The sequence below is a fragment of the Peribacillus sp. NPDC096448 genome, from assembly GCF_044762675.1.
GTDB classification, from domain to species: Bacteria; Bacillota; Bacilli; order Bacillales; family DSM-1321; genus Peribacillus; species Peribacillus frigoritolerans_B.
In genome coordinates this window covers 187,483-210,722 of the sequence record NZ_JBIWEU010000002.1, presented here as the reverse complement: position 1 = coordinate 210,722, position 23,240 = coordinate 187,483, and the positions used below count along the sequence as shown (strand labels likewise).

At 37.6% G+C, this 23,240-nt stretch carries 20 protein-coding genes; 3 read left to right on the top strand and 17 right to left on the bottom strand.

Going from position 1 to position 23,240, the window contains the following annotated elements; translation table 11 throughout:
- Nucleotides 1-42: 42 nt before the first annotated feature.
- From ACIQ0C_RS04920 to ACIQ0C_RS04885, 8 genes are all read right to left on the bottom strand, one after another.
- Nucleotides 43-1,080 carry a mannose-1-phosphate guanylyltransferase gene (locus tag ACIQ0C_RS04920; RefSeq protein ID WP_403057545.1) on the bottom strand — a complete coding sequence of 346 codons (1,038 nt, stop codon included), beginning with the start codon at nt 1,078-1,080 and terminating at the stop codon, nt 43-45.
- A gap of 224 nt (nt 1,081-1,304) precedes the next feature.
- The gene (locus tag ACIQ0C_RS04915) at nt 1,305-2,414 is read right to left on the bottom strand and encodes a glycosyltransferase (protein WP_403057542.1); all 1,110 of its coding nucleotides are present in this window, start codon (nt 2,412-2,414) and stop codon (nt 1,305-1,307) included.
- Between the two features lie 457 nt (nt 2,415-2,871).
- A complete protein-coding gene (locus ACIQ0C_RS04910; protein WP_403057539.1) occupies nt 2,872-3,330 on the bottom strand; it encodes a dTDP-4-dehydrorhamnose 3,5-epimerase family protein in 459 nt (152 codons plus the stop codon).
- Nucleotides 3,323-4,168, bottom strand: a complete 846-nt coding sequence (gene rfbD, locus ACIQ0C_RS04905) for a dTDP-4-dehydrorhamnose reductase (protein ID WP_403057536.1) — start codon at nt 4,166-4,168, stop codon at nt 3,323-3,325. Before rfbD ends, ACIQ0C_RS04910 begins: the two co-directional genes overlap by 8 nt.
- Nucleotides 4,169-4,172: 4 nt before the next feature.
- Nucleotides 4,173-5,132, bottom strand: a complete 960-nt coding sequence (gene rfbB / locus ACIQ0C_RS04900; RefSeq protein ID WP_403057533.1) for a dTDP-glucose 4,6-dehydratase — start codon at nt 5,130-5,132, stop codon at nt 4,173-4,175.
- A complete protein-coding gene (locus ACIQ0C_RS04895; protein ID WP_403057530.1) occupies nt 5,129-5,869 on the bottom strand; it encodes a sugar phosphate nucleotidyltransferase in 741 nt (246 codons plus the stop codon). The genes rfbB and ACIQ0C_RS04895 overlap by 4 nt, the downstream gene beginning before the upstream one ends.
- 236 nt (nt 5,870-6,105) lie before the next feature.
- Nucleotides 6,106-7,053, bottom strand: a complete 948-nt coding sequence (manA, locus tag ACIQ0C_RS04890) for a mannose-6-phosphate isomerase, class I (RefSeq protein WP_403057527.1) — start codon at nt 7,051-7,053, stop codon at nt 6,106-6,108.
- 704 nt (nt 7,054-7,757) lie between these two features.
- Nucleotides 7,758-9,473 carry an ABC transporter ATP-binding protein gene (locus tag ACIQ0C_RS04885; RefSeq protein ID WP_403057524.1) on the bottom strand — a complete coding sequence of 572 codons (1,716 nt, stop codon included), beginning with the start codon at nt 9,471-9,473 and terminating at the stop codon, nt 7,758-7,760.
- A 219-nt stretch (nt 9,474-9,692) separates the two neighbouring features.
- Between ACIQ0C_RS04885 and ACIQ0C_RS04880 the strand changes: the two genes are divergently transcribed.
- Nucleotides 9,693-10,934 (top strand): MFS transporter, encoded by a 1,242-nt coding sequence (locus ACIQ0C_RS04880; protein ID WP_403057521.1) that lies wholly within the window; start codon nt 9,693-9,695, stop codon nt 10,932-10,934.
- Between the two features lie 199 nt (nt 10,935-11,133).
- Here ACIQ0C_RS04880 and ACIQ0C_RS04875 read toward each other — a convergent pair whose 3' ends face one another.
- The 6 genes from ACIQ0C_RS04875 to ACIQ0C_RS04850 form a co-directional block, all read right to left on the bottom strand.
- Nucleotides 11,134-12,396 carry a glycosyl hydrolase family 18 protein gene (locus tag ACIQ0C_RS04875; RefSeq protein ID WP_403057518.1) on the bottom strand — a complete coding sequence of 421 codons (1,263 nt, stop codon included), beginning with the start codon at nt 12,394-12,396 and terminating at the stop codon, nt 11,134-11,136.
- A gap of 207 nt (nt 12,397-12,603) precedes the next feature.
- Nucleotides 12,604-13,353, bottom strand: a complete 750-nt coding sequence (locus ACIQ0C_RS04870) for a (S)-benzoin forming benzil reductase (protein ID WP_403057515.1) — start codon at nt 13,351-13,353, stop codon at nt 12,604-12,606.
- A 497-nt stretch (nt 13,354-13,850) separates the two neighbouring features.
- Nucleotides 13,851-15,308, bottom strand: a complete 1,458-nt coding sequence (cls, locus tag ACIQ0C_RS04865; protein ID WP_403057512.1) for a cardiolipin synthase — start codon at nt 15,306-15,308, stop codon at nt 13,851-13,853.
- Nucleotides 15,309-15,536: 228 nt separating this feature from the next.
- On the bottom strand, nt 15,537-15,800 hold the full coding sequence (locus ACIQ0C_RS04860) for a metal-sensitive transcriptional regulator (protein ID WP_403057509.1): 264 nt from the start codon (nt 15,798-15,800) through the stop codon (nt 15,537-15,539).
- Nucleotides 15,801-15,966: 166 nt separating this feature from the next.
- Nucleotides 15,967-16,410, bottom strand: a complete 444-nt coding sequence (locus ACIQ0C_RS04855) for an SRPBCC family protein (RefSeq protein ID WP_403057507.1) — start codon at nt 16,408-16,410, stop codon at nt 15,967-15,969.
- A gap of 384 nt (nt 16,411-16,794) precedes the next feature.
- Entirely contained in the window at nt 16,795-17,322 is a 528-nt protein-coding gene (locus ACIQ0C_RS04850; RefSeq protein WP_403058082.1) for a DUF4309 domain-containing protein, read from the bottom strand.
- A gap of 437 nt (nt 17,323-17,759) precedes the next feature.
- Here ACIQ0C_RS04850 and glpT point away from each other — a divergent pair, with 437 nt between their 5' ends.
- The gene (gene glpT, locus ACIQ0C_RS04845; RefSeq protein ID WP_403057504.1) at nt 17,760-19,121 is read left to right on the top strand and encodes a glycerol-3-phosphate transporter; all 1,362 of its coding nucleotides are present in this window, start codon (nt 17,760-17,762) and stop codon (nt 19,119-19,121) included.
- 271 nt (nt 19,122-19,392) lie between these two features.
- Here the strand turns inward: glpT and aspA are convergent, their stop codons facing one another.
- Both aspA and ACIQ0C_RS04835 read right to left on the bottom strand, forming a co-directional pair.
- On the bottom strand, nt 19,393-20,823 hold the full coding sequence (gene aspA / locus ACIQ0C_RS04840; protein ID WP_402837564.1) for an aspartate ammonia-lyase: 1,431 nt from the start codon (nt 20,821-20,823) through the stop codon (nt 19,393-19,395).
- Between the two features lie 23 nt (nt 20,824-20,846).
- The gene (locus ACIQ0C_RS04835) at nt 20,847-21,836 is read right to left on the bottom strand and encodes an asparaginase (RefSeq protein ID WP_402837906.1); all 990 of its coding nucleotides are present in this window, start codon (nt 21,834-21,836) and stop codon (nt 20,847-20,849) included.
- Nucleotides 21,837-22,066: 230 nt separating this feature from the next.
- Here ACIQ0C_RS04835 and ACIQ0C_RS04830 point away from each other — a divergent pair, with 230 nt between their 5' ends.
- The gene (locus ACIQ0C_RS04830; protein ID WP_402837567.1) at nt 22,067-22,441 is read left to right on the top strand and encodes a helix-turn-helix domain-containing protein; all 375 of its coding nucleotides are present in this window, start codon (nt 22,067-22,069) and stop codon (nt 22,439-22,441) included.
- A gap of 569 nt (nt 22,442-23,010) precedes the next feature.
- Here ACIQ0C_RS04830 and ACIQ0C_RS04825 read toward each other — a convergent pair.
- The gene (locus ACIQ0C_RS04825) at nt 23,011-23,178 is read right to left on the bottom strand and encodes a hypothetical protein (RefSeq protein ID WP_162878727.1); all 168 of its coding nucleotides are present in this window, start codon (nt 23,176-23,178) and stop codon (nt 23,011-23,013) included.
- Nucleotides 23,179-23,240 lie beyond the last annotated feature (62 nt).

The window sequence follows — 23,240 nt, the reverse complement described above, 5'->3', positions numbered from 1 at the left end:
CGTTATTATACTCGTAAAAAAATCAATTATTATTGATGATTCCTATTCATCCTTGGATGGTTTATCTGGGAAGTATTCGTTATTCAATAGCTTTTTTATAGTTTGTTCTTCTGATTTGTGGCAAACCAATATCCCCTCTTCTGTTGAAACTACAATTAAGTCCTCTACTCCAATAAGGAGCGTCTTACGATCAGTGTAGACAATACAATTTTCAGTAGAAGACGTAGTAACATCACCTTTTTGATAATTATTATTTTTGTCCGCTGTTTCAACACGTGCCAAAGAGGTCCATACACCTAAGTCATCCCAGACAAAGTTTACTGGTATGGTATAAAGATTATCTGCTTTTTCTATGATTGCATAATCGACAGACACTTTTGGAATCATTGAATAAGCTGTTTTTAAGTCTACATCCTTTTTGTTTATAAGTTCCCACATATCTGGTTGCAGTTTTTTATAATATGATGAAATTGTCGAAGGTTTCCAAATAAAAATGCCTGTGTTCCAATATACATTTTCTTCAAGCAACAACTTTTCTGCCGTTTTAATGTCTGGCTTTTCAATAAATGCTTCTACCTGATAAACAGATGAATAAAATTGAGCGTTGGGTTTTGTGCGAATATAACCATATCCAGTCTCAGGGTTTATAGGGTTAACACCAAGTGTAACGATTGCATTTTCACGGTCAGCTATAGTTTCTGCTAAATTAATTGCATTTTGAAGGGGCTTACTGCCTTGAATATACTGATCAGAAGGGGATATAACCAATACCTCATCATCATTTTTTTCTAGAAAATGTAGAGCGGTCAGTGCAATGCATGGAGCTGTATCTCTTTGATCTGGTTCCAATATAATCATTTCCCTATGAATCTCCGGTAATTGTTCTTTTACAAGTTTCAAAAATTTCTCAGTCGTTACTACAAACACCTTTTCAGCTGGAAGCCAATCTCGAAATCTTTGATAAGTCTGTTGAAGCATTGTTTCGTTTGAAATTATTTTTTGAAACTGTTTAGGCTTTTCTTTTGAACTTAAAGGCCAAAACCGTGTTCCCTGACCTCCCGCTAAAATGATTGCTTTCATACTTTACTACACACCCTTGTAATAAAATTTAAGTACACGCAGAATACAAAATCTGTCATTTACATAGTATGTGTGATAAAAAACAATAGGAACACCAAAGTTACCCTTTAGCATAATTAAAGTTGCCTCTACAGTTTTCTTTTTCATAAAGCATTTATCAAAATAACCATTAGGATTTTAGCTGTTCTTATACTCGCGCAATTGTATTTTGATACTTTTAGCACTCATAATAAACCGATTTGATTTAGACGTATTTTATATATGCGTCCAATATTTCGGGGTGAGTATTTAATTAATATAGTTTTTCTAGCCCGTAAACCAATTCGATTAGCATAATCTATATCATCCACCATTTGTTTCATTAAACAAGCAGCATGATCAATTTCAGGTTCTGCCCATTGTTGATCTTTTATATAAGGTCCGTAATTTTCCACAATATTTTTCAATGTAAAATCAACTAAACTGGAATTGTTTTCATTCATAAAGTCAACGTTTCCCGACCAGTTTGTAGCAATCACTGGTTTCCCCAAATACATGGCTTCAGCCAGCGGTAAACCAAATCCTTCTGAACGGTGAAGGGAAACTAAACTGTCTGTGACATTCATTAACGCATTAACCTCATTGCGGCTTAACACTTTATCAATTAGAAATATATTGTTAAACCCCATAATGTTTTGTTTTAATAGATTAACTTCGTTTGGAAAATGAGATGCACTATTGATCTTAAGAACTAAACCAACTGTATGATCATTTTGCGGAAAAGCTTTTTTAAATGCCTCTATGACCGCTAAGGGATTTTTTCTGGCTGATGTGCTGTGAAGATCGAACATCGTTAAAAAAAGAAAACGATTATTTGGTAAACTAAAATGAGTCCGATTTATTTCAGGTACTTCCACGGAAATTGCATGAGGAATAAAATGAACAGGTTTTGATGACTTCGAAGAAATTGAATTCAATGTAAAAAGTGAAGGAACCCAAATTTCATTTATTAAATCAAAGCTCTTTACCCAAGCATCTGGAAATTCAGGCAATTCCCAATGCCAATATCCTATATTATATCGATTGTTGAACCATTCTCTTTTTAAATTGGTTAAACTAAATTGATAATACAGTTGGTCTGCATTTATAAAAAAAATATTAGTTTTATATATAGGTTGTTTTACTTCTTTGTGTTTCCAACTAAGATCATTTTGTCTTGAAGGACATCTAGGAAAATTAATGATGCAAAACGGAACACCGACAGATTGCAGAGCTTTAGCAGCCGAACGACATGCTTCACCCAAACCTGATTCAGCTCTAGCATATCCGATAAGATTTACTCCATTTTTCATCATTACCACCTCAATTGCTATTTATCTGGGATTATTTCCCTTTCAATTCCGATCACTTCAAACTATTCGTTTCCTTTCAGGAATTTTACTTGATTATAAAAAATAGTGGATATCATTCACGTTTTATAGGAGTATGATTACTTTTGCTTCTAAATCAAATTTTGAAAAGAATCCAGTTTAATGAAGAACTACTTTAAATCAAGGCTTGTGAATACTTGGATAAAGGAAATGCATTGGAAACATCAATTATTTTAGGGCATAGGATATATATATGTATTTATACTATGGTTATTTCTATATATACTCATTAATTTTTTCATTAAAATAAAAATCATTGAAGGCGTCACGTAGAATTCATTGAATCTGAAAAAGACAAAGAAAAAGACCAGATTCCACTAAATAGCTACATACAATAGAACCGGCCCCAAATATATTTTAATTTCTTTCTGAAAAGACCTCATTATTTGTTTTCTGTCTCCCATGAAAAACCTATTTCCGAATCATCCCATTTAATCCGTTTCTCATCAGGATTTAACGGATTATATGACTCAGTTGTGAAGTAAAGAATCGTAGCGGGTTTTTGCCCGAGAACACGATACCCATGTGCAACGCCTTTTGGTATCAGTAGCATGATTGGATTTTCCTCACCCATATAATACACATCAGTTTCTCCCTTTGTAGAAGAACCTTCCCTCAAATCATAAAGAACGACTTGGGCATTTCCTGAAGGAAAAAACCATAGATCATCCTGTTTCTCATGATAATGAAAAGCTTTAATGACTCCTGGATAACTCATCGAACAAGAAGCCTGACCAAACCTCGATAACAATTCAGGTTCATCATCACGGACAAGCTCTGCAAAAAAGCCACGGTCATCACAATGTTTTACAAGTTTCTTTACCTTTACACCTTCAATCATGACAGACCTCTTTTCGAATAAATTCCTTTAATGCTTCGTTCCATGGACGGGGAATTTGAACCTTTTCTCGAAGCAATGATTTATTTTCCAAGACTGAAAAATGAGGTCTTGGAGCTAAAGCACCAAATTCTTCAGTAGTTATGTTTTTTACCAAATATGGATCGAATCCTGCTTCCTCAAAAATCGCTTTTGCAAATATATACCAAGAGCATGAACCAGCATTACTTACATGATAAATGCCGTTTTTCTTATCGAATAAATGACTAATCGTTTCAGCAAGATCATTAACATAAGTAGGGGATCCCACCTGATCATTTACAACTCTTATTTCCTTATTTTTTTTCGCCAGTTCCAACATAGTCTTCACAAAATTCTTTCCGTCATGACCGTATAACCAGGAAGTGCGTATCACTGTCCCATTATTTATTGAAAGTACGAATTGTTCCCCAATCCATTTGCTTAAACCGTAAATTGATTGTGGGTTTGGAACATCTTCCTCCAAATAAGGATATTGCTTATTTCCATCAAACACATAATCAGAACTAATATAAAACACCCGAGCACCAACCTTATTTGCAGCTATCGAAACATAGCCCGTACCCAGGCTATTTACTACAAAGGCTTTACTACGCTCCGTTTCACATTGATCCACGGCAGTAAATGCGGCAGCATGAATAATGATTTGCGGCTCAAGTTGGGTGATTTTTTTATATACTTCCTCTTTTTCTGAGATGTCCAAATCATTTTTACTTAAACTTACCACAGTATGAAATTGACCTAACCGTCTTTCTAGTTCTTTTCCTAACTGGCCATTGGCACCCGTAATGACAATATCCAAATTCTCACCCATTCTTTTGTTCGTTTTGGCGATACCATTCGATCGTCTTTTCAATCCCTTCATGAAAAGAAATAGTTGGCCTCCAACCTAGTTCCCTCGAGATTTTCGAGGAATCCATGGAGTATCGGCGATCATGCCCTTTTCGGTCCGCTACATGCTTGATTAGTTTTTCATCTTTTCTTAACTTCTTTAAAATATAGTCGATTATTTCTCGATTTGTTTTTTCTTCCGAACCTCCAATATTATAGACCTCTCCGGCCAATCCCTTTTCAAGAACAGCATGGATGGCCCGGCAATGATCCTCAACATATATCCAGTCACGAATGTTTAATCCGTCGCCATATAAAGGGATTTCTATATTATTTAAGGCTCTCGTAATGACTTTAGGAATGAATTTTTCTGTATGCTGCATGGGACCATAGTTATTGCTGCACCGAGTAACCGTTAACGGCAGTTGATGGGTTTGGAAGTAGGCTCTTACTAATAAATCCGCACTAGCTTTACTTGCTGAATATGGATTATTCGGAGAAAGAGAGGTAGTTTCAGTAAATGGAGAATCATTCGGCTCTAAAGAACCATATACTTCATCTGTTGAAATTTGAATCATTTTATGAGCTTTTCCAGATATAACCGCTTGCAATAGGTTATATGTCCCAATAATATTTGTGTGAATAAATGGAAATGCATCCTCAATACTACGATCTACATGGGATTCGGCAGCGAAATTAATGATGGCAAAATAATCTTGATCAAATACCTTGGATAATTCTGTTTTTTCACCAATATCCGCTTGAATACTTCGACAGCGATTCGATTTCTCAAATGATTGGATATTCTCAAGATTACCGGCATAGGTTAAAGAGTCCACATTGGTTATATAGTAATTAGAATTCTCAATTAAATATGATATAAAATTGGATCCAATAAAACCGGCTCCACCTGTTATGAGGAGGTGTCGTTTCACTTCGCACCCTCCTTCTTTATTTTTTCGTGTACATATTGATTCGCTTGATAAAGCGAATCATGTGTACCTGCATCAACCCACCATCCTTGCAAAATATCATATTGCAGTTGATCATCTTGAATATATAGATTATTCACATCGGTTATTTCCAATTCATTTCGTTGTGAAGGATGAATCGTTTCAATATATTCAAAAACCTTTTGATCAAACATATAGATTCCAGTCACACAATATGAAGACGGAGGATTGCTCGGTTTTTCAATGATGGACTTTATTTTTTGATTCGTTTTGTCTAGATGAGGTACACCATATCGAGCAAGATCCTCCACTTCTTTTAAAAGTAACCTTGCACCCTTTTTCTGTTTTTGAAATGACTGAACAAAAGGGGATAATGAATCTTCAAAAATATTATCTCCTAGTAATACGATAAATTTTTCTTTATTTATAAAATTTTTAGCTAACATTAGTGCATCTGCTATTCCTGCACCTTCGTTACTCTGTATTTTAAATTGAATGTTTACATGGAGATCTTCCCCAAGTCCCAATAACTCGATAAAGGAACTAAGATGTTTTTTATTAGTTACAATTAAAATTTCATTTATTCCGGCTTCTTTCAACTTTAAAATTGACCAATAAATCATCGGGTAAGGCCCTACTGGCAAAAGGTGCTTATTCAGAAATTTAGTCAATGGCTCTAGACGAGACCCTGTACCACCAGCAAGTATGACTCCTTTCATTTTTTACCACCTTTTTATTGTATTAGCATCTGATGTTTCCGCAAATCAAAGAGTTTCTTCCCAATCATGTTGATATTACATATTACTATATGACAGACATACTCACTTGACATACAAATTGTTTTTTTAAATATTTTGAATAAAAATAGTTTACCTTCTTAAGTTATTATTGATATTCGGGTATTATTATTGATATTTTCCTTTTCACACCATTCACTACAATTCCCCCTACAACCTTATGGGTGTGAAACGATTAGCTCTAAATTACCCTTAATTTCAAAATCCCCTAAATCGAACGGCAGAATAAAGTGGTCTCCTTTTTTGATTAAAGATGTTCCTTCTGCTGTTTTAATTTGACCATTTCCTTCGATTACACTTGCTAATTGAAACCTTTCGTTTTGTGTATAAGAAAAAAAACCATTCACTTCCCATTTATATACAGAGAAATACTCTGAATCTACAAATTTTGTTATAGTTGCCTCATCTTTCTTTATCACCATATGGCCTGATTCTTTTAGTTCATGAGGAATTATCGTTACATCAATCGCTTTATCCAAATGTAATTCTCTAAGGTTACCATTACTGTCGACACGGTCATAATCATAGACACGGTAAGTGGAGTCAGAGCTTTGTTGTGTTTCCAAAACAAGGATTCCTTTTCCAAGAGAATGTATCGTCCCAGCTGGTACATAGAAAAAGTCACCCGGTTTAATTTTTACTCTTTTAAGCAAACGGTCCCATTGCTTATTTTCAATCATATTTATTAATTCTTCCTTTGTATTTGCATAATGCCCAAGTACAATCTCTGAATCTTCTTCGCAGTGGATTATATACCAGCATTCTGTTTTACCCTGCGCACCGTTTTCCTTGTTATTAGCATTTTCATCGTTAGGATGGACTTGTATAGATAAATCATTATTCGCATCTAAAATTTTTGTTAAAAGTGGAAAATCCCCCTGTTTCATTCCACCAAAAATCCCAGGGTATTTTCCCCAAAGCTCTCCTAGGGAAAGGCCTTTAAATTTACCTGCACTTACAACACTTTGCCCATTTGGATGGGCAGAAATGGCCCAGCATTCACCAGTATTTTGTGAAGGAATGTTATAATGAAATTTGTCTCGTAACGCAGTGCCTCCCCATATTTTTTCTTTGAAAACCGGTTGTAAAAATATTGGGTGTTTCAACCTTCTTCAAACCCTCTCCATATTTTTTAAATAATATTACAAACAACCAAAACATCTTATATTTACTTTATGGATAACTTGAAGAATCGGTAACGTAGCATCTGCGGAATTGTACATGAGTTTATTTATTCCTCTATTAAGAATCTGCTAAAAAAAGTTAGCCATTACACGAATCAACTATAATAAGTCATATCCGTCTTCACTTAATTACACCCAAATTCAAAAAAGACCTGGATCAACTCCAAGTCCTTCCTGGTAAATATCTGCTACATTTGGTTCTATACATTATTATATTTCCCCAACCTTGATTACCCGTGATTCGGTTTGTTAGTACGCTAGATGCATACTTTCACTGACATTCAGCGTGGTATGGCCCAATCAATAAGCGGTTCAACCAAGATGAAAGCCGGCTCGAGCAACTGGAAGGTTAAATGCTTACCACGATGCAACCCTTTTGTTCCTCGTAGAACTTACTAAAGAAGGAGTGACTTCATTTGTATAAATCCCAATATGGAATCGTAGTTCAGTTGTATAAAATGCATTGTTATAACAGTAAAGACGAAGGTATTAAGTTATAAGTCACCATAAAGAACTACCTTATTTCATACTTTCATTTTTTTCATAAATTGAAATTATTTCACTTAATGAAAATAACTCCACCATATTAAAAAAGCTATATGTCCTTGAAGACATATAGCTTTTCATCATTTTTGGAATTGTAATTGATGCAGATTGGCAAAAATGCCCCCCTGCTTAAGTAAGTCATCGTGACCGCCTTCTTCAGCAATTCCTTCTTCCGTAACAACCACGATCTTGTCAGCGTTTCGAATGGTTGCCAATCGGTGTGCGATGATTAACGTAGTTCTGTTTTCAGCTAGTTCCGTAAGAGCCTGCTGAATGATTCTTTCCGTCTCGGTATCGAGTGCAGAAGTTGCCTCATCAAGAATTAATATTGGCGGATTCTTCAAAAACATCCTTGCTATTGCAATTCGTTGTTTTTGTCCTCCGGATAATTTCAAGCCGCGTTCACCTATTTGAGTTTCATAGCCTTCTGGAAGTCCTTCAATGAAAGTCTCCAAATGGGCTTTCCTTGCGGCTTCTTGAATTTGTTCATCCGATGCGTCAAGCATTCCGTATGCAATGTTCTCTTTAACTGTTCCTGTGAAAAGGAATACATCTTGCTGGACTATCCCAATTTGTGAACGCAATGACTTTTTCGTCATCTCACGAATATCAATGCCATCAATGGATATTGAACCGGCCTTAACATCATAAAAACGTGGGATCAAAGAGCATATGGTCGTTTTTCCAGCTCCTGAAGGCCCGACAAAAGCGATGGTTTCACCAGCTTTAACTGTTAGATCAATACCTTTTAAAACTGGCTTTTTGTCTTCATAGTTAAAAGAAACGTCTTTAAAGGAAATATCCCCTAAAAGGGTAGTCACCTCAATTGCATCCTTTTTATCCACGACATCAGGCGCGACATCCAGAAGTTCCGTAAAACGCTTAAAGCCGGCCATCCCTTTTGGATAGAGTTCCATCAACGCACTGATTTTGTCGATCGGCTTAAATAATACGTTTACATATAAGACGAATGCAACCAGTTCCCCATAAGAGAGCTGCCCATGAAAAGTTAGCCAAGCTCCAATCACCAACACGGCAAGGGTCATAAACCTCGTCATCATGTAAATGCCTGATAAGCTAAAGGACATAACCTTATATCCTAGTAGTTTCGCTTTACGGAATCTGCGATTATTAGTAGCAAATCTTTTCATTTCATATGTTTCATTAGTAAAGGATTGTACAACCCTCACTCCAGAGACGCTATCTTCCACACGGGCATTTACATCCGCAACCTCTGTATACATTTTCTTCCACGCATTATTCATCTTCAAATTACTTATGACAATCAATAACACGAGGAACGGTAAAATACAAACCGATACGAGTGCCAGTTTCACATTGATTGTCAACATAATCCAAAATGCACCTATAAAAGTCATGAAGGCAATGAATAAATCTTCGGGACCATGGTGAGCAAGTTCACCAATATCGAACAGATCATTGGTTATGCGGCTCATGATATGGCCGGTTTTCGTGTTATCAAAAAAACGAAAAGATTGTTTCTGCACATGCTCAAATAATTCCTCACGCATATCAGTCTCGATATTTATACCTAATTTGTGACCCCAATACCCTACGATGAACTGTAAGAAGGTACTAATGATATAAAGCAGGAACAAACCGGCACTTACCGAAACAATTGCAGACCAATCGTCGCCAGGCAGCAGTGTATCAATAAACCACTGAACAGCTAACGGAAATGCAAGTTCAAGAACAGCCACGACCACTGCACTGAAGAAATCAATAATGAATAACCGCTTATGCGGCAGGTAATATGAAGCAAAACGTCGAATCATCAAATTTTTCTCCTTTTTTACATATATTAAGGAGTATAATTCCATATTCAATATTCAGCAAGCATTTCAGAACCCCCAAGTTCATATTATGGTAAAATCATCTATAAAAAACAGCCCAACCCGGCTCATGCAATCTATTGAATTAAGGAGTGAATCCAGTGTAAAAAAAATAACCATTCTAAATATCCATGAACATTATTTCCGTAAAGGATGGTATACATGAAAAACACATCTTTTCGATGCCTTTGGATTGGTCAGGCGTTTGCGAATCTAGGGGATATATTTTATGTAGTCGGGTTGATTTCACTATTATATACCTTGACGGAATCTGCCTTTTATTTGAGTTTGCTTCCGTTCACTACAACGATTTTTCGGTTTATCAGCAGTTTACTTGCCCCCCTTGTCATCGACAGGTTTCCTTTAAAAAGAATCCTAGTGCAATCTCAATGGTGGAAAACTATCTTACTCGTTTGCCTAGGAATCTTTATAACAAATATCAATCATGGTTTTTCTGTTGCCGTCATTTTCTTCATTGCCTTGATTTCATTATTGGATGGAGTAGCCGCACCGGTCAGCGCAGCTTTGGTTCCTCAATTAGTTCCAAAAGAAGAACGGATGAAAGCGAATGGTTTCTTGAATGTGATCACCCAGACCATCTTTGTAGCAGGATGGCCACTAGGTTCCGTCTTGTTGATAAGTACCAACAGCAGTTTCATCATTTGGCTTACGGTCATGTTTTTTGCCGTTTCAACGATCTATACAGTGAGAATCAAAGTCCCAGAACAAATGACGGACTCTGTTGCTCCGTCAAACTGGGGTTCGATTAAATCCGGATGGGTGGCGATTCGTCAAATCCCAACTATCCGTACCCTCATTTCCATTGATTTCATTACTACTTTAGCTTCAAGCGTGTGGGTGGCTGCCGTTATCTATATATATGTAGAACAGAACCTGCAACTCGGTGAGGAGTGGTGGGGGTACATTAACACAAGCTACTTTGTCGGCATGATTTTCAGTGGATTGATCGTCATCCGTTTTGCCAAGTTACTAGAAAAATATATTGGATTCTTCATCACTTTCGGGCTATTTCTCAGTTCACTGCTGATCCTGCTTTTTGGAACTACCAATATTCCTGCTTTAGCTTTGCTGCTGGCATGCCTGTACGGTCTCCCAGAACAAATCCGGGAAGTGATCTACACCAAGCTATTCCAAGACCATGCTACGGAAAAGACTCTTGCAAAAATTTATGCCGTTTGGGGATCAGTCATCAATCTTACATTTGCCGGCTCTGTCTTACTATTAGGCTTTATAACGGAAACATTCAGTGTCAAAACAACGTTCCAATTTTCCTCCACCCTGATATTCCTTGCTTTTCTTTATGCAACTTTTAAAAGGAACGACTTACAAGCGAAGCAATATGATCAATCACTATCAAATCAGTCATCTAATCTTCCTGGATGATCCATTTCTTTCGATTCACGATAAAAAAGGAGCCTTGGTCTTTACAAGGCTCCTTTTTTATCATTTCAAGGATCGTAGAACATTATTGCCTCTCTTTAAAATCTTGCTCGGTGTTATTGGCTTGCTTCTGATAAAAGTTGTACAACCAAACAATGGTAATAAATATATAACTTCTGTTCACCGCCTGCACCCATTCATTCTATTTGATAATCCAAATATTATTATTTATAAACTCCCAATTCTGCGGGAATTCCAAACCAATCTGCCAATAAGTTGCACCTATCAGTTCAAATGCATCAATCATTTCATATTTTGCACTTATCGATCGTATATCTTCAAACCAAACGACATGATTCGAATTCTCTCTTCGATAGGAATAGGAAGGTGAAGCCGCTGCGGTGTCAAAAGTTATTTCAGCACCAGTTGCAATGGCAAGATTTTGGGCATTTTGAGCTGATAAAGCTTTCGTCTCGTGGCTCGGTACTATCCAATCGTATCCATACATAGGAAATGCCGACTGCAGTTTATATTCAGGGATATTCAACAAAGCATAACGAAGAACCTCTCTCATCCACCAAAGTGGGGAAATGGGTTCAGGCGGTCCAGTTGGATACCCATAGTCAATGGTCATCACGGCAACAAGGTCGGCTGCCTCTCCGATACCCCGATAATCATGCCCGCCTACAATTCGATTATCAGGATTATCCGCTGTTTTTGCATGTACGTTCACATGCAGGATCAGTTCGTTCAACCCCTCTTTTAATTCTTTTAAAAAAAGCACATAATCGGAACGCCTGGCAGGTGGGATGAATTCGATGTCCATACTGACACCACCATAGCCTTTCTCCCTAACGAAATTCAGCATACTATTGATTAAATTCGTTCTGTATTCTGAACTAGCAAGGACATCACCAGCCAAATCAGCATCAAAATCACCATCTTGAAAGTTTCGGATCATCAGAAGCGGGGTCACCCCTGTCTGTTCGCATTTCGCGATAAGAGGGAGATCATCCCCATCTACGTATGCATTTCCTTCCCTTGTAAACGAATAAGCCACAATGGCTAAATAGGATAATTTATCACCATTCTGCTCAAGTGTTTCAAATACTACTCCACCTGAAGTCGGGAAGGCAAAACCCAGCGTAATCAATTGATTTTTGTACGGTGACGGTATCAATATTTCCGTACCGACTTTTAGCGAGTTTGCAGAGATTCCTGTGTTTGCCTCCATGATTGCCGCTGCACTCGTACCAAAACGACTGCCGATTTTAGTGAGGGTATCCTGACTTTTAATTAGATACCTTCGATTCACCGATTTTTCATTAGGTATATACAATGCCAAACCAGGAACCAAAGCTGTTGATTCCAATCCGTTGACTTCAATTATCCTCGATGGGACAACTTTATTTTTCGAGGCAATTTCCCAAAGGCTGTCACCTTTTTTCACAATAATGATCGTCATTCAAAACCCTCCAAACTCCCTCCAAAAAAGTTTATGTTATTCAGGTTATGGGATAGAACGAATTATCACATTTCCTCAAGATGATATCCTGGTTTTTTAGCCGTTATTTTAAATGGAATAAAGGAGCACTTAAAAAGAGGCTGTCCAAAGGGACAACCCCACGCTATAAGCCATCAGTTGATTTTTCGATTCATATTCTCTTATACATCAAAGTAAATTCTTAATGTCGTAGAACTTCCCATTCTCCAAATCTTCCGCTTCAAGCAGCTGCAAAAGTTTATTTGCCACAAATTCGGGGCTTCTTAATAAGCCCTTCTCTTTATATTCATGAAATTTGTCTCGATCGGCAAAGTCCCGTTCATCTGCTGACCGGATTGTCCCTTGCATCTCAGTATCCATTACACCTGGTGAAAAAGATATGAGAGACGTAGGAAAAGACGTTTTATCCTGTTCCAACCCTGCAACCCGTGTGAACATTTCTAACCCCGCCTTAGTACTGCAATAGGCCGACCAGCCATGATAAGGGTTTTTTGCTGCTCCTGAAGATATGTTGACCACTACCTTCTTTCTGTTCCAGTCCTTTGTCTGTTTAATGAATTCATCAGCCAATACGATGGGTGCCATGAAGTTCACCCGCATGCTTGTTTCCAAATCTACTATACCAAGGTTTCCTACCGGTTTTATCGGTTCAATGACACCTGCATTATTAATGAAATAAATGTCACTTGTATCTTCGACAGCAGCAAGAATCTCATTGACTAAGGAAGGTAACTTTTCAGTTTCATTCAAGTCCAGCGAAATAAATGTAAGTTTCGTCCCGGACCGGTCAGCCATCCGCTGCATTTCAGGATGGGCTGTACGGGAAACTATAATGCAATGATCACTCGTCTGCAAACACCCTTTGGCGATGGCAGCACCTAAACCTTTTGAAGCTCCTGTGATTATAAACGTTTTCACAGCTTTTCCCCCTTTTCTGGATATTAACTATTGTACCAAAATGGAGTTCGGAATGGTCTCACCACAAACCGTGATTTTAATATAAGACTTGGTTATACTTTATGGTTTTTTACTGCTTTATGAAATCAAGCTCCGTACCTGTTTTAAAATTGCAGGAAGCCTCAATTATTGAGTTTGAGACAAAAGAAGTTCAATCTAAATTAAAGCAAGTTGATTGGAGCGGGTGTGCGAGACTCCTGCGGGAAAAGCGCGCCCAAAGGAGACCCCGCAGGCGCAAAGGCGCCGAGGGCGGACCTGCGGAAAGCGAGATCCTGGAGAGGGAAATCAACGATTTTTACAAACTCAAATAATAACAATTGTCTACAACTGAAAGGGAGCGGATTTCTGAAATCAAGCTCCGTACTATTTTTAAATAAAAAAACTGCAGGCAAACTCGATTTCCCGGATTGTCTACAGTCTGAGCGGATCATGTAGGAATGGTCCGCTTATTTAAAAAATTATAATATCGGTGATACCAGCCTTGCGATGGACTCTTTAAAACGAATCCACTTTGAACGCTTTTCAAACTCTTCAATTGTAAGCTGCCTGCATACTTCGACATCCTTATAAAAAATCCTTGTCAGTGTTTCGGCCATTCCTTCATCATAAATGAAGGCATTGACTTCAAAGTTCAATTTAAAACTACGGACATCAATGTTAGCTGTCCCCACCGAGGTGACCTCTTCGTCCACCACGATCATCTTCGCATGAATAAAGCCGTTATCATAGATGTATATCTTAGCTCCCGCTCTCAATAACTGCCCTGCATTGAAAGTTGTTGCCCAATAAACGAAAAGATGATCAGGTTTATTCGGAATCATGATTTTTACATCTAACCCTGATAAGCTGGCAATCCTGAGTGCATCCAATAAACTTGCATCCGGTATGAAGTAAGGTGTTTGAATGAGAATCGATTTCTTTGCTGATGAAATTAATTTAATATAGCCGTTTTTAATTTGTTCCCATTCAGAATCCGGCCCACTTGTCACTATTTGCAAATCTATATTGCCTTGAGGCTCTACAATAGGGAAATAATGAGGCTGATATGTTATATCATGATGCTTTGATGCCTGATTCCAATCCAGGATAAACCGTGTTTGAATGGCTTTGACAGCCGAACCCTTTATTCGCAGGTGTGTATCACGCCAATAACCGAATTTTGGATTAAGCCCTAAATATTCATCACCAACATTAAATCCTCCAACATACCCTACTTTTCCATCTATGATGACGAGCTTTCGATGGTTACGGAAATTCAGTCGTAAATTTATAAATTTTAATTTGGATGGAAAGAATGCCTCCACTCGTCCTCCAGCCTGCCTAAATTCCCTGAAGAAACGTTTCGTCATCCCTCTAGAACCCAGCTCGTCATAAAGCAGCCGAACTTTGACGCCTTCATTCGCTTTTTTAGTCAAAGCTTCAATGAATCGTTTACCCAGGCCGTCCCTTTGAATGATGTAATATTGTATATGTATATGGTTTTCGGCCGCTTCAATATCTTTAAAAAGCTGGTCAAACTTATTTTTCCCTTCCGTAAAAATATCGACTTGATTATCTTCAGTAAGCACGGCATCATTATTCCGGAGATGCATATAAATCAAGTCACGATAATTACTCGAAGAAGCATTTCGAAAAGGAAAACGATTCGTTGAAAGCTCTTCCATCTGTTTATCAATTATTTCTTCGATCCCGATCTTCTTCTTATCCTCCCATTGGAATAAGTGTGCGTGCCTTAAACTTGTTCCAAAAAGCATATATAAAATAAAACCGACTACAGGCAAAAAATATAAAACCAATAACCAAGCCCAGGTCGTGCTCGCTTCCCTTCTTTCAAAAAATATGACAATCGTGGCAAATAAAATATTTAGAATGATGACGAGGCCGAGCAAAACCGATGTAACATGCGTAAATTCCATAGCATACCCTCACTAAATTTTTATCCCTTTAAGGATACCATGCAAATTCTTTATATCAAAGGATTTGCTTATCAGAAATGAAAACAGAGAATTCACAAAAATGGACCTCTTCTTATAGAGGCCCATTTTAAAAAATCCATCCACCCCGGACACTAAAATTTCTCGGATTGCCCAGGCTGTCTAATAATCATTGTCTTAAAAATTCCTATATAACAATAATATAACTGCTTACCGGCTTTTCACCAATAAATTCACAGCTTCTTTCACTAGCTCTTCGGGATTCTTTCCTCCGGATTCATTAGCCTCCCGGACGCATTCTACAAGATTGGAACTTACTATTACCCCAATTGTCCTATCGATTGCAGATCTGGTTGCAGATAACTGCGTTACTACATCCCTGCAATCTTTATTATCCTCCATCATTTTCAATATCCCACGAAGCTGTCCTTCAATTCGCTTCACTCTATTTTTAACCTGCTTATCATATTCCATGTGAGGCCTCCTACCCTACCTATTACTTATGAATCCTATCCAGACATCCATCATAAAACCCAATCAGTCGAAATGAAGGCTTGATAAAAATCTTACAATTTATAATACATACCACTTAGGTATAATTGTCAAGTGCCAATATCCAATAATACTCCAATATGTATTCCTATTTTTGTACAAGGAGACTTTGTGCAACTGCCTCAGAAAACTCGATCGTCATTTGAGGAACGTAGGTTTTTAACAAAGCATTGACGATAGGGGCTTTGGCGCCTTTTGCCGTAATCGCCAGGCACCCAGTCATTTTAGTCAGTCCATTTCCGCATTGTTCTGCTAAAAAATAGCCATGCCCATCAAATTTTTCATTTAATCCCTTAAGCTTAAATGTTACCTTATCGGGTTCAATCCATTCCAATATATTCACTTCAAGTTTAATTTTCTTCTTCATTAATCCCAAATCGCTTTTAAACTCCCAAATAAGTGTCCACTCATTTATCATCTCATGATTGATATATCCTGGGACTAGAGGTGCCCAACGATCTATGACGCTGACAAACCCCCATACCGTTTTTTTGGAAACAGGTAATATGATACTATGCACACCTTCTGACACAGCAGTTCCCCCTTAATCATTCTATTTACATCTTTTTAATGTATGGCTGAACAATATTAAATAGAACGGTACGATTAGATTCTTGAAACAAAATTCTCCCGTTGAATAGCATAGAATCGGCCCTTTACCATAAAGGGACGATCCTTTTTTATTACTGGGCCTCAGACTTTAGACAAACTCGATACAAATTTAGAATGCCTGCATTTTTATTGAGGGAGTGTAAAATATGAGCGTTGCTTAAAATTCAGATGGAAACCCTTGGGTCTACAAACTTAGACACAGCTTAATTGCTGGGTCTTTTTTTATGAAAAGATTATTCTCCCATACCTTTTTCAGTTTCTTCATTTTCTACAATTAAAGTAGGTTCAGGATCAGAATAACTTATTAATCTGGTGCAAATTCAACCGTATACATATTCAATCTTGGATTTGGGTCAATCCAGGCGCTTTCAAACACGAAGACCACTTTATAATTTACGTAATCGGTATAAGTGACATAGTAATTCCCTTCTTGTTCCACTTCACTTACCGGTTCACCAATCAATTCCTTCAACATGGATAAATGAATGGTTTGCAATTGGGGATCAAAATCATCAATGGCGGTAATCGTTTTTCTCCCTGTTGTACCGTCATAGAGGAATCGGACATTCCGGCTCCAATAATTGGCTGCAACGGTACTTAAATCTTCCGGTGCACCCCAGGCTTTTTCCACTTTCTTCAACGAATCACCTACAGAAAATGGTCCACTGCTAATGGATTGTTGGGATTCGTAGGCTAAACCCATGATTTGCCGAATCAAAAGGTCTGGCGTGGATTGCGATGATATTGAATCTGTTGAAGCACAAGCAGCCTGCCCACTAAACATGAGAAATGCGAGCATTAGAAATGTAACGCTTCGGATAAAACGATTCACTTGTTTCAAAATATCCTCCCTTTCCATATGGAAATGACTGTTTACATTATCTTAACAATCTTAAAAAAGATGAAAAATTGCGCATGTCATTCCATTTGGTTTTTACCATTACTATTCATATTCATTGGAACTTCGGACACATACCATTCGTTCAGAAAAAAATTTAGATCTAAAACTGATACCAAAAAGGACTCAGTCAGTTAACTTGACGTCAATGGCTCCTTCTTTGTCCGAATGGGCACAAAAAAATGTTGACAGCGTTTTCTTATGAAGATAGTATAATTATTACAAGTTAACGATGGTGGAGATTTGGAGACTCATGCTTTAATAGGACCTTTTAAACAAAAAGGTTACTATTTGGGTATGGGTTTTTTTTATGTGTCATCATCATACTTTACTTAATTAGGTTCAAAAATATCATATTTAGGAGGAATTGGATGCTCAAATTATTTAAGCCAGCTCTACCAGCTGAAAGATTACCGGAAGGAAAAATAGATTCTGAATATAAGAAACTCAGATTACAGGTTTTCATCGGTATCTTCATTGGTTATGCAGCGTATTATTTAATTCGTAAAAACTTTTCCATGGCGATGCCATATTTAAAGGAGGAAGGCTTTACAACTGGAGAGCTGGGTCTTGCATTATCAGCTATCTCGATTTCATATGGGATAAGTAAGTTTGTAATGGGAACCGTGTCAGACCGAAGTAACGCGAGGTATTTCTTGCCAGTAGGTTTAATACTTGCTGGAATCGTCAGCTTACTTATGGGACTTGTTCCATTTTTCACATCATCGGTTACAATCATGTTTATCATGTTATTCATTAATGGGTGGTTCCAAGGGATGGGCTGGCCACCATCAGGGAGAGTCCTTGTTCACTGGTTCAGTGTAAGTGAAAGAGGAGGGAAAACGGCAATATGGAATGTTGCCCACAACGTGGGTGGTGGCTTAATGGCTCCACTGGCAATTGCAGGTGTTTCCATCTTTGCAACATTTATGGGTTCTTCATATGCAGGTTATGAAGGGATTTTTATACTACCTGCTCTAGTTGCCATATTAATAGCAATCATATCATTTATCTTAATACGTGATACACCACAATCAGTCGGATTGCCACCGATTGAAGAGTATCGTAATGATTTTCCAAATAAAATGAAAAAAACGTTTGAAACAGAACTGACAACAAAAGAGATATTATTTAAATATGTATTAAATAACAAATGGGTCTGGGCGATTGCGATTGCAAACATCTTTGTTTATTTCGTCCGTTATGGGGTACTTGATTGGGCACCAACCTATTTAAGCGAAGAAAAAGGCTTCAACATGGACGAGTCCAGTACGGCTTATTTCTTATACGAATGGGCAGGCATTCCCGGTACTTTATTATGCGGCTATATCTCTGATAAAGTTTTTAAAGGACGGCGGGGACCGGCGGGGGTTGTCTTTATGCTAGGAGTATTAATCGCAGTCCTTGTTTACTGGTTTAACCCTGCAGGCAACCCAATGATTGATATTATATCCCTAATTGCGATTGGATTCTTAATTTATGGACCTGTAATGTTAATAGGTCTGCAAGCACTGGATTTAGTTCCTAAAAAAGCTGCAGGCACTGCAGCAGGACTGACTGGCTTATTTGGATATTTAGGTGGATCTGTAGCTGCTAATGCTATTATGGGATATGTAGTTGACTTTGCAGGCTGGAATGCAGGTTTTACATTAATTACGATTTCTTGTGTACTGGCAGTAGTGGTATTTGCATTTACATGGAATGTTCGAGGACAGGAAGTAGTAAAGGGCTAACACAGGCATATTATTGAGCTCAAGCTTCCCAATCCCCCCTAGATATATTCTAAGGGGGATTGGTTTTCATGAATAGTTTAACCCCTCCATGATTAGATCGGTAAAAATAACTGAATATTCAGTCCTCTATACCCATAAGCAGCTTACGGACGGTTGGTTGACATACCATAAATGTATAAAAAAAATGACTATGCCTTTATACCAACGGTCCTAAAGGCATAGTCATTATATCAAAAATCATAATGATTAATGTTTACTACCAATATACTGGTTATTGCCGATCAAAAAGAGAAGCTCCCGCTATTCCGGGTTTTGTCATCTCATAAGGATTTAGAATCAGATCCAATTCCTCTTCTGTCAACACATCATATTGTAAACAAAGTTCGCGAACTGATTTCCCTTTCAATATCGCTTCACGGGCAATACGTGAAACCACTTCGTACCCAAGATGCGGATTGACTGCTGTAATCACTCCAACACTTTGTTCGACATAATCTTTTAAATGTTGCTCATTAGCCTCAATGCCTTCTAAACAATAATCTGTAAAGACATTGAAAGCATTGTTCATAATGCTGATTGATTGCAACAAATTGAATACAAGCACTGGCTCCATTACGTTCAACTCTAGTTGTCCTGCTTCTGATGCTAAGCAAATCGTATTATCGTTCCCGATCACTTGGAAAGCGACTTGATTAATTAATTCCGGCATTACTGGATTTACTTTTCCTGGCATGATGGATGAACCTGGTTGGCGGGCTGGAAGTGTGATTTCTCCTAATCCCGCTCTCGGACCTGAAGCCATCAAACGTAAATCATTAGCAATTTTAGACATATTCATCATACATACTTTCAATGAAGCTGACACTTCAGTATATGCATCCGTATTTTGGGTTGCATCTACTAAATGCTCTGCTCCTACAAGCGGCAAGTTACTGATTTCAGCTAAATATGTAACAACATTTTCAATGTAACGCGGATCTGCGTTCAATCCCGTTCCCACTGCTGTTGCTCCCATATTCACTTCATATAAATGTTGACGTGATTGACTGATTCGTTTTATATCCCGGTCCAACACGCGACTGTAAGCCTCAAATTCTTGACCAAGGCGAATCGGCACTGCGTCCTGAAGATGTGTGCGTCCCATTTTGATAACATGATCAAATTGTTTTGCTTTATCCTTTAAAACCCCACTCATCTTGGTCATTGTTTGTAACAATTGCTCCAAAAGTCGTAGTGTTGATAAATGAATGGCAGTTGGGAATACGTCATTTGTTGATTGTGACATGTTAACATGGCTATTTGGACTAACATGCACATAATCACCTTTGTTGTGCCCCATAAGTTCTAACGCACGGTTGGCAACGATTTCATTAATGTTCATATTCATCGAAGTACCCGCACCGCCTTGAATTGGGTCAACGATGAAATATTCATGCCACTTTCCATCGATCACTTCTTCAGAAGCTTTGACGATAGCGCTTCCAATACCATCATATAACCGTTTGGTATCCATATTCGCTAAAGCGGCCGCTTTTTTAATCATGGCTAGTGCACGAATCATTTCTTCATTGACTTTGTAACCGGTAATCGGAAAATTTTCTACTGCGCGTAAAGTTTGTATTCCATAATAAACATCTGCCGGAATTTCCTTTTCCCCAAGGAAGTCTTTCTCGATTCGGTATGTTCTCTCTTCTATCAACATTTCCTCTTGCCCCTTTGTTTGTTCTAGAATGTAATGTCCTCTGCAATCGGTGTTTCCATCATTTCCTTCACTTTTTTAGGATCCCGCGTCTTAGCTAATATCCACATCAGCTTCGGAACGATGGCTTCTGTATTCATATTTCTGGAACGAATGATGACATTCTTGTTCACTTTCCGTCCCACTTCGTAAATATCCATATCTTCCCCTTCTTCTAAACATTGGGTAGTGATGACTACGGATATTCCACATTGTACTAACTCATTCAATTTCTCTAAAATATTTCTTCCTTGGAATGGAATACCACCGCTTCCATAACTTTCAATTACAATTCCCCGACAATGATTTTTCAGAAAATCAAAGAATTCAGGCTTAATACCGGGATGCAGCTTGACCAAGGCAACTTCAGTACATAGGGAAGCATCTAACTTAGCTTCCTTATTCTTTGGTGAATGAACTGGCTTTAGATACTCAATTTTATCTTTGAATATGGTAGCAATATAAGGATAGTTAATACTTTCAAACGAATCATAGCTTTTCGTTCTCAATTTAATGGCCCTCGTACCCTGAATGACTCTGCCGTCAAAAACAACATATACTCCTCCAATATCTTCACAAGCAAACCGAATCGCATCAGAGATATTTCTTTTGGCATCTGTCTTTTTAAAGGCAATTGGGATCTGAGAACCTGTAATGACGATTGGTTTCCCTAAATCTTGTAACATATATGAGAGCGCAGCTGAAGTGTAAGCCATTGTATCTGTTCCATGGGTAATCACAAAGCCATCGTAATCTTGGTAGTGCTCATGGATGGATTGTGCCATTTCTGTCCAATCTTCCGGCTGCATATTTGTACTATCAATATTCATCAAAGGCTTACTATCAATCTGACATAGTAAATCCAATCCCGGTAGGTGACCTAAAATTTCGTCAGCTTTCATTTCTGGAACTAGTCCATTTTTTCCTTCTAACGATGCAATTGTACCACCTGTAGTAATCAACATCAACTTCTTCATTTTTGATTTCAACTTTTCCAATATACTACCCCCTAAAAAGCCTCCCTGTTTCACTATCACTCTAATCATCTCAGAAAAGGTTGTTTTCGCTGTAAATGTACATGTTACGCGTACACCACATGTTATTATAGTCATGTTTCATAGTGAAATCAAGCTAAAGTTATTCATTACGCGTACACTTTTTTCAAAATGATGTTATAATGGATTTATATAAAAGGAGAGTAATAATAATGATTTTAAAAAGATTGACTACATTAAGGAAGGCCAAAAGGTGGTCTTTGCAATATACTGCTGACAGACTCGGAATCGCCAAGAGTACCTATGCAGGTTACGAATCGGGCCACCGCCGCCCTTCATTAGAAACGATTAATTTATTGGCAGGCTTATATGATACATCCACTGATTACATTCTAGGCCGAGTGGATTATCCATATAAGGATATTAACACAGAGTCACCTCAAGTAATGGAATTAACGGATTTATCAGATATGGAGCTAGCTGTCGATGGAATCTCTCTTTCTGAAGAGGAAACGATTCAATTTATCGCTTTTATTAGAGCTAAACGAGAAGTGGAAATCAATCGCGATAAACAAAATGAAACATAGCAAACATGGAGTTTAAGACTTGTATTTGGGGAACGAACAGTACTTTATCAGCAGGTTCTTATACTTCCTGGCATGTTTATTAAAACCGTAAAACAACGCGGCTTTCACCAATTAGATAAGTCGGTTCTGATCAATCGTTAAGTTCGCCCTTTTTGACACTGCACGAAACGATTTCTGGACGACAAGAGAATATACTAATAATGCCCCTTGTTTAGAAATTTAAGTTTTATTAACTATATAGAAGAAAGTCGGCTTATTAAAAGGTCATCCATCTTCATTATTCTGTTTTCTTCTTAACTTATTTCCTTTTCCATCAAGGGAAATTTGATTTCAGTTTAATCACCGATTTTACCTCTTGGTTTATTTGCAATGAAAGAAAAAACCATGGCACAGCTCATGGTTTTCCCCCGTATAAAACTGAAAATCAAGCCCAAAACAAGAAGCAACATGAAGTTGAAGTTTCTTTAATTCATGTGCTTATATTATTGGAATACGAAATTTAATAATCCCCTTAAAGAAATGAAATTGCTCAATATAATGTCTCAACAAATATACTGCATCTCAATATATTAAGGCATCTCATCTTCTTTTTCCCGATTTTTGAAAGCTTCATGTGTGACAATATCCTCAATCTGTTCATACTGGCGACTGTGTTCCTTCTCTTCGCTAATTCGATTATTGGGTAAATTTCCTGGATGTCCTTTTTCTTTGTGATTAAAATTTTTACCACGGCTCATAACTCATTCTCTCCTTTCTATTCATTGTTTGTATAGTTTTCCCAAGCACGAAAAAAATATGA

What these genes read in the sequence shown, in the direction of transcription:
- ACIQ0C_RS04875 (WP_403057518.1), bottom strand. Translation starts at nt 12,396, where the DNA reads ATGACGATCATTATTGTGAAAAAAGGTGACAGCCTTTGGGAAATTGCC.
- ACIQ0C_RS04860 (WP_403057509.1), bottom strand. Translation starts at nt 15,800, where the DNA reads ATGGAATATGATAAGCAGGTTAAAAATAGAGTGAAGCGAATTGAAGGA.
- glpT (WP_403057504.1), top strand. Translation starts at nt 17,760, where the DNA reads ATGCTCAAATTATTTAAGCCAGCTCTACCAGCTGAAAGATTACCGGAA.
- ACIQ0C_RS04885 (WP_403057524.1), bottom strand. Translation starts at nt 9,473, where the DNA reads ATGATTCGACGTTTTGCTTCATATTACCTGCCGCATAAGCGGTTATTC.
- ACIQ0C_RS04880 (WP_403057521.1), top strand. Translation starts at nt 9,693, where the DNA reads ATGAAAAACACATCTTTTCGATGCCTTTGGATTGGTCAGGCGTTTGCG.
- ACIQ0C_RS04910 (WP_403057539.1), bottom strand. Translation starts at nt 3,330, where the DNA reads ATGATTGAAGGTGTAAAGGTAAAGAAACTTGTAAAACATTGTGATGAC.
- ACIQ0C_RS04895 (WP_403057530.1), bottom strand. Translation starts at nt 5,869, where the DNA reads ATGAAAGGAGTCATACTTGCTGGTGGTACAGGGTCTCGTCTAGAGCCA.
- ACIQ0C_RS04830 (WP_402837567.1), top strand. Translation starts at nt 22,067, where the DNA reads ATGATTTTAAAAAGATTGACTACATTAAGGAAGGCCAAAAGGTGGTCT.
- aspA (WP_402837564.1), bottom strand. Translation starts at nt 20,823, where the DNA reads ATGTTGATAGAAGAGAGAACATACCGAATCGAGAAAGACTTCCTTGGG.
- ACIQ0C_RS04825 (WP_162878727.1), bottom strand. Translation starts at nt 23,178, where the DNA reads ATGAGCCGTGGTAAAAATTTTAATCACAAAGAAAAAGGACATCCAGGA.
- ACIQ0C_RS04915 (WP_403057542.1), bottom strand. Translation starts at nt 2,414, where the DNA reads ATGATGAAAAATGGAGTAAATCTTATCGGATATGCTAGAGCTGAATCA.
- ACIQ0C_RS04835 (WP_402837906.1), bottom strand. Translation starts at nt 21,836, where the DNA reads ATGAAGAAGTTGATGTTGATTACTACAGGTGGTACAATTGCATCGTTA.
- cls (WP_403057512.1), bottom strand. Translation starts at nt 15,308, where the DNA reads ATGGAATTTACGCATGTTACATCGGTTTTGCTCGGCCTCGTCATCATT.
- ACIQ0C_RS04920 (WP_403057545.1), bottom strand. Translation starts at nt 1,080, where the DNA reads ATGAAAGCAATCATTTTAGCGGGAGGTCAGGGAACACGGTTTTGGCCT.